This window comes from Fibrobacterota bacterium (assembly GCA_019509785.1).
In the GTDB taxonomy this organism is placed as follows: Bacteria; Fibrobacterota; Fibrobacteria; order UBA11236; family UBA11236; genus Chersky-265.
Genome location: JAEKLQ010000066.1, coordinates 24,699 through 31,787 on the forward strand (window position 1 = coordinate 24,699; position 7,089 = coordinate 31,787).

Sequence of the window (7,089 nt, forward strand, 5' to 3'; positions counted from 1 at the left end):
AGCCGGGCGCCCCGTCCGCCCCGTTCCGTCACGGCCCGATGGAAAAGGCCCCGCTGACGCCGCTGATGCCGGAGCTCAGCCGGCTGATAACCTTCACGGAATAATCCGCGCGGGCGGCCAGGCCCGCCGGAACGATCCACGTATAGCTGCCCGTATTGGAAACGTTGGCCACAATGGTCTGGACCACCCCGTCCCCGTCGTAGAGGAACAGATCCACGTAGCCTTTCACCGACGAGGGATCGCTCCATAGGATGGAGAGGGAAGCGCCCGTTTTGGCGGCGGCGCCTGCGGCCGGGGCGGAAACCGTGAACTTGTAAGCGGACGGATCGACTTCTTTCACCTCGAAACCATAGGCGCCATAATAACTGGTCGAAGAGGCTTCCACGGAAATGAAATAATCGCCGTCGGCGGGGGCCACCCAGGCCAGGCTATTCACGCTGTCGAGGGAAGACTTGGTGCTGCTGAGCAGGGTCGTCGCCCCGCCGGCGGGCCACAAACGCAACAAGGTGGGAACGGCGGACTGCGAAACGGTTTGGATCAGGTACAGCTTTTGGGAATGCGCCGCGAAGCGGAACCAGTCCTTATCGCGATAGCTCAAGGAAAGGGGCAGACGCGGGGAATTGGGGACTATGGCCTTGGCGGTCGCGATGGAATCGTTCGGCTCCAGGGAGTCCGGAGCGATGCCCGCGATCGTGAAGGGCGCGCTGGAACCGTAGATCAAGGGATTGGAATAGTTCGAAATGCGCAAGCGATAGTTCTTGCCCGAAGCGAGGCCGGAGGGGATCGAGAGGGAGGCCGTGCCCGAATTGGAACTGTAGCTCGTGAGGCTGTAGAGGAGCGTATTGTCCTGGTACAGGGCCAAGGACACGTAATTCCCGAACCAGGCGCTATCGGGGACCCACGTGGCGCTGTAGGCGGAACCGGAGGACCAGACCGCGCCGGAATCGGGAGCGGTGAACTTGACGGGCACGCCGCCTTGGCTGGCATCGTACGCCGCGAGCATCAGGGAATAATTTCCGGAGCCGGAGTAATACTGGACCTTCACGAAATACTTTCCGGAGCGGGTCGGGGTATAGCTGGCCGAGACGCGGCTTCCCGACACCGATGAAAGGCTGTATCCCAGGCTGTCGGTGATGCTCAGGTAGACGGTGGCCGAAGCCGAATTCACGGTGGCCAGGTAGGTCTTGCCGGCCACGCCATCGAAGCGCGCCCAATCGGAGTCGCCATAGACGATGTTGCGCTGCTGGGCCACGCCATCGGCGGTGATGGCCTTCGCGGCGCTGCGGAGATTATCCGGCTCGTACGTATCCGGCGTAATCCCGCTGATGGTGAAATAAGGGCTGAATCCGTAGATGGCCCGGTTATTGTAGGAAGAAATGCGGATGCGGTATTTATTCGAGGTGTAGGTACCCGCCTGAACGAGCCAGGAATAAGTGCCGGAATTCGAGAGGTAGCTGCTGGCCCCCTGGGCGAGAACGGTGTCGTTATAGAGATCGAGATAAATCAAAGTGCCGAAGGTCGCGCTGTCCGGGGCCCAGTTGATGGGATAGCTCGATCCCGCGGACCAGACCGCGGCGGAATCGGGCGAAGTGAATTTCACCGGCAAGCCGCCCTTAACCGGATCATAAGCGGTCAGGGACAGGGTATACGGGCCGGATCCGGAATATCCTTGTATCCGCAGGTAGTATTTCCCATCCCGTACCGGAGCGAAGGTCAGCGAGACACGGCTTCCGTATTGCGAGGACTGCACGAGGCCCGCGCTATCCGTCACGTAGAGATAGACGTATGCGGCTCCGGCGTTCACCGCCGCCAGGTAGGTCGTGCCGGCCGCGCCGTCGAAACGCACCCAATCGGTATCGCCGTAAACGATGTTATGCTGCTGGACCGTGCCGTCGACGTCGATGGACTTGGCCGTCCCCCGCGAATTATCGGGCTCATAGGAATCCGGGGTCAAGCCGCTGATGGCGAAGTAGGAACTATAGGCGAAGATGTCGCCGGCCAGCGTGGAGGAAATGCGGATGCGGTATTTGCTCCCCGTATACAATCCACTGGGGATGGTCCAGGTATAGCCGCCGCTGTTGGCCACATAGCTTCCGATGGACTGGACGAATGAGGTATCGTTGTACAAAGACAGGGTGACGCTGCTCCCGAAAAGCACGCTATCGGGAGTATAGGAAATGGTGTAGCTCGAGCCGGCCGCCCACGTGGTCTTCTCGTCGGGGGCGGAAAAGGCGATCTTGGAAGAGCCGCTGGAGGAATCGTATTCGAGCACCGAGATCTGATAGGGTCCCGGCGCCGAGCCTGTGGTATGAACCCGCAGGTAATGCGTGCCCGCGTAGCCGGGAACGAAGATCGATTGGATGTTTGTCCCATAGGACTGCTTCAATTGGCGCCCGGCGCTGTCGAGCACGTCCAAATACAAGTATCCGGACGCGCGCGTTCCCATCATGTATCGTTTCCCCGCCAGGGTCTTGAACCGCATCCAATCGGTATCCCCCGTGGTCAAGGTATGCTGCTGCGGCGTCCCGTCCGCGTCGATGGGCTTGGCCAAGGCCAGGGTATCGTCCTTCTCGTAATCGTCGGGATCGGCTCCGCGGACGAAAAAGGCCGGGGAGAACGCGAAGATGCCCGCATCCGAGGTGCTGGCCAATCGGAAGCGATAGCGGCCGGTGGAAAGGCCGCCGGGGAGGGTCGAAATGAACGAATCGGCCGAAGCCGTGACGCTACTGCCGAAAACCGAGACCAGGGCGGAATCGCGCCACAGGGAAAGCTGCGCATAGGCGCCCGGATTGCCGGAGACGCTCCACACGGCTTTCGCCTCCATCCCGGCCGTAAGCGTGTCTTCGGCCCGGGGAGAAAGGAAGGCGAACGATCCGGACCAGTTGGAAGAGATGCTAAAGGCCGGCCCGGTCCGGGAGATGGCGGGATCGCCATATGCGAAGATGCGGATGTGATAATCGTCGCCGGAACCTAAGGACGAGGTCAGGCTCGCCAAGGTATATGAGCCGGTCGCGGCGGAAGCCGAGGTGGTCGCGGTGTATGCCAGGATGGTGTCCTTGAACAATTGCAACCCCACGTAGGATCCCACGGCGCCCGTCGTGGACCAGGTGATGCGCAGGGACGAGTCGAGCTTGGCCTTGGCGCCTTTTACGGGCGCGGTCACCTCGACGCTTCCCGAGTAGATGGAATAGATGCCGAAGGCTTGGCTGAAGTCCCACTTGGAGCTGTCCGCGATGTTGGTGACGCGTAAGCGGTAGCCGGCGCCCGAACCCAGGCGGTAGCCGCCCAGGGAACGCGTGCCCGGCAGGCTCCAGACGAAAGCGCCGGTTCCCGACTGGGACGAGGAAAGGTTGCCCAGGAAGGCATCGCCCTTGTACACGGACACGCGCACCAAGCCTACGCCCGCCGTATCGGAAGCCGACCATTGCACCTGGTAGGTCGAATCCAGGCTCAAGCTGCTGTAGGCGGTGGGATTGTTGATCGTGTAGAAGCCGCGATTGGCCTGGCCGGAATTGCCTTTGTTTCCTCCGGAAGAGAAGATGCATCCCTGCAGAACGAGCAGGGGAACGGAGAGCGCGACGAGGATGAAGGTAACGAGAGGGAACCATACTGCGGATCGGGAGCGCGTAATGGGCATGGGCATATCCTGGATTGTGGGTGGGCCAAATGTAATTATGCCCAACCCGGATCCGGATGGGGAATCCGGTGACATTTCCGGCACCGCCACGGAGATCACGCGGCCGCGCCTCGATGGCTTTCCGATCAAGCCGCCAACGCTTCCACCCCGCCGGCGTAGGCCGGATAATCGCGCATGCCCTCGTGCAACCGGCGCGAGGCCGATTCGAAGTCCACCTGGTTGGGCAGCCATTCCGCCACGCGCACCCGCTCGGCCTCCAGCGAATAGGTCCCCGATTGCTCGCCGACCTTGCCCCATACCTCCAGCAGGTTGCCGGCGAAGGGCGCCTGCCCCGCCAGGGTATCGCCCCATTTATCCAGCATATCGGGCCAGAAGATGATGTCGAAGTATCCCGTCTTGTCGCCCAAGGTGAGGAACTTCATGTAGCGTCCCGAGTCCGCCACCGGATGCAGGCGATCGGTGACGGGAATGCCCAGGATCTTGACGCGACGCCCCACATGCCTTCCCAGCTCGGCGGCGCGCACCGCCCCGCGCGCCAAGGGATGGTTCTCCACCACGTCCAACAGGTTGGCCGAGAGCACGTAGCCCAGCATGCGCAATTCGTTCAGGCATTTCTGCATCAGCGAGTACTCGCGCAGGCCCGGCCCCTCCAAGGCCCCCGGCAATCCCGCCGCGCGCCGCCCTTCGCCTAAGGTCGATCCCGGCCCGGCCGCGCGCGCTCCGACCTCCGTCCCGCCGAAGAGATCGGACTGGTCCCCCCGCGCATGGCCGTAAGCGGCATCCAGTTGGTACAGCAGCTCGGGCTGGGTCATGCCGAAGCCGCCCATGGCTCCCGCCAGGATCAGGTTCTCGGCCTCGCGCTTGTGCAAGGGCACGCGCCGCAGCAGATCGGGAAGATCGCGGTAAGGCCCATCGGTCTCGCGCGCTTGCACCAGCACCTTCAGGGCCGTCTCGCGGCAATCGCGTACCGGCACCAGGCCCGGCCGGATCCACTTGTCGCGCCCATGGTAGGCGAGGCGGGAATGATTCACGTCCAACGGCAGGATGCGCAGGCCCCAGCGGCGGGCCTCGTCGAGATAGACGTCGCGGGTGTAGAAGCCGTGGCGGTTGGTGATGACGGCGGAGAGGAATTGGGCCGGGTAATGGGCCTTGAGGTGGGAGCATTGGAAGGAGAGCTCGGCGTAGCTGGCGCTGTGGGACTTGCAGAAGGAGAAGCCCGTGAACGAAGAGACGCGCGTCCACAGGGCTTCGGCCTGGGGCCGCGTGAACGGATCGGGCGCGCGGCCCATGCATCCATCGATGAACATGCCCTTCACCCTTTCCCATTCAGCCGCCTCCGGGGCGCCCTCGTGCGCGCTATTCATCATCTTGCGGATGCGATCGGCCAGCTTGAAGGAAAGGCCCGCCACGTCATGGCAGATGCGGATCACGTCCTCCTGGAAGGCGCACACGTCATGGGTATCGGAGAGCAGGCCCTCCAGGGAGGAATGCAGGAACGCCCAATCCTTCACGCCGCTTTTCATCTTCCGATGCCTTTCCACGAAGGTGTCGCAATAAGCCGTCCCCGCGGGGCGGATCAGGCTGGAGGTGATGACGATTTCATCGAAGCTTTCCGCCTTGGCCCTTTGGTTCAGGCGGATCTGGGCCGGGCTCTCGATGTAGAAGATGCCGCGCGTCCGGCCGTTCTTGATCATGTCGTTCACTTTCGGATCGCGGAAGCATTTTTCTACGTCCCACACTTCCGGATCGGGATAACCGGCTTCCTCCAATTGGGCCAGGGAATCGCGCAGCACCGAGATGGAACCGTTGCCGAGCAGATCGAACTTGATGAGGCCCAGATCATCGATGCCGTTGTGCATGTCGATCTGGGTGATGAGCCGGGCATCTCCTGAAGAACCGCCTTCAGCGGTCCTCGACCATTCGCATCCCACGTGCCGGAAGATGGGTTCGTTGGTGACGATGAGGCCGCCCGGGTGCTGCCCCAGGAAACGCGGCCGCCCGCGCACCTGGCGGGCCCACTCCCCGATGCGCAGCACCTCATCGTCGATGATTTGGCGCGACTGGGTGTTGAAGCTGTCGAGCACGGCGGTCGCCTGCCCTTCGGAATATCCGAATACCTTGGCCACTTCGCGGAAGGCGGCCTTGCCGCGGAAATGGTTGGTGGTGCAGGTGATGGCCACGCGGTCCCGCCCGAAGCGCTCGACCATCCATTTGAGCGCGCGGTCGCGCTCGTCCCAGCCGAAGTCGAGATCGGCATCCGGCGGAGCGGCGCGATCCTCGTTGAGGAAGCGCTGGAAGTACAGGTTGAGCGCGATGGGGTCGAGATTGCACACGCCCAGGTTGTAGAAGGTGATGGAGTTGGCCCCGCTTCCCCTCAGGATGCTGCAGTCGCGGGCGCGGCGATACCGCGAGCCTAGGGCGCGGGTGGCCCAATCGCGCACCTCCTTCACCATCAGGAAGTAAGAGGAATAGCCCAGCTTCCTGATCACCGACAGTTCCATTTCCTGGATGCGGCGGGCCTCGGCGAATGCGGGCTTGTTCCCGTACTTGCGCCAGAGCCCGCGGCAGGCCAGCCTCGACAACCAGACGTCCGCGGTGTAACCCGGCTTCCGCGGTTGGATATCCGGCATGATCCATTTCCCCAGGTCCAGCTCGACGCGGCATGCGTCCGCGATGCAACCGGCGTTCTCCAGGGCGTCGGGGCGATCGCGGAAGAGCTCCGCCATTTGCGCATCGGAGCGGAACCAGGCCCCCTCGGGCGCGGTCTCGCCGGGCTTGAGGCGCGACAAGGTGGAGTTGAGATCGATGGCCCGCAAGACCCGGTGCAATTCGTGCTCCTTCGGATCGAGGAAGCTGCAATCCCCCGACGCGGCCACGGGCATTTTCCAAGCCTCGCAGAGCGCGGCCACCCCTTTGCTCCGCTCGCGCGCTTCCGCCGAATGGCGGACCAATTCGCCGTAGGTCCGGGCGCGATTGGGGCTTTCATGCAGGGCCTTGAGCGCGCGCGGGTAGGCGGTGAGCAGGATCAGGTCGGGCCATTCCCGCGCGAAGATGCGGGCGAAGGAAGCCCTATCCCGCTGGCGCAAGGTCGCGATCTCGCAAAGGTCCCCGTAACCCTTGGCATTGCGCGCCAAGGCGACGATGGTTTCGCCCGGGCGCCCCGGCTCGTCGACTTCCATGCCGAGGATGGGTTTGATATGGATCCCCTGCGCGCGGCACGCCTTATAGAAGAGGATGAGACCGCTCATGCGATTGGTATCGGTGAGGGCCACGGCTTTCATCCCCAAGGCGGCGGCGCGGGCGGCCAGGGCCTCGGGCGAAGGCAGCCCCGAGAGGTCCCTCAGGGGCCGCGGGCGATTGCATCAGCGATCGATTACCAGCGCTGTCCGATCCATGGCCCTCCCGCTTCGGACGTACTGCCAACACGGCAACCGGAGCCTCGGCCTATCGAC

General features: G+C 63.3%; 2 protein-coding genes. Both read right to left on the reverse strand.

Features of this window, described 5'->3' with window-relative positions:
- Positions 1-28: 28 nt before the first annotated feature.
- A complete protein-coding gene (locus JF616_19285; protein MBW8889909.1) occupies positions 29-3,637 on the reverse strand; it encodes a hypothetical protein in 3,609 nt (1,202 codons plus the stop codon).
- A 125-nt stretch (positions 3,638-3,762) separates the two neighbouring features.
- A complete protein-coding gene (locus JF616_19290) occupies positions 3,763-6,909 on the reverse strand; it encodes a DNA polymerase III subunit alpha (GenBank protein ID MBW8889910.1) in 3,147 nt (1,048 codons plus the stop codon).
- Positions 6,910-7,089: the final 180 nt, after the last annotated feature.